This window comes from Sinorhizobium sp. P24N7, from assembly GCF_042436655.1.
Lineage (GTDB): Bacteria > Pseudomonadota > Alphaproteobacteria > Rhizobiales > Rhizobiaceae > Sinorhizobium > Sinorhizobium meliloti_A.
In genome coordinates, this window is record NZ_JBHMIW010000133.1 from 1 (window position 1) to 445 (window position 445).

General features: G+C 65.4%; 1 pseudogene. It reads left to right on the forward strand.

What is annotated here, in order from left to right:
• Positions 1-445, forward strand: a pseudogene (locus ACFHWW_RS34295) (hypothetical protein); the annotation flags it as partial.

Genomic DNA, 445 nt, shown 5'->3' on the forward strand with positions numbered 1-445 from the left:
CTGCTGGCGTGGAACGGCGTCATGCTCATCATCCTCGGCAATGGCGGCACCGTGCCGATCCAGGACCCGATGATCGTGGGTTTGGCGAATGGGCTCATCAGCGCCGAAGCCGGCTGGATGATCGCAGCCGTGGCCGTCTGCCTCTACGCCATCGATGCCTGGCTTACTGATCGCCGCCGTCGGCGCAACGGCAATGTCGCCTGCTCCCCGGCCAGCACCCTGGCGCGCATCCTCCTGGTCGCCGCACTGGCCGCCATCGTCATGGCCTTGTGCAGTGTCAACCGGGGCAATTTCGCACCGGTGCGCGGTGTCCCAGTGATCATCCTCATCGTGTTGGCTTTCGTGAGCCTCTGGGCGGTGGTCCTCAATCGGACGGCCTTCGGAATCTATGTTTATGCGATCGGCGGCAACGCCGAGGCAGCACGGCGCGCCGGCATCGCGGTCT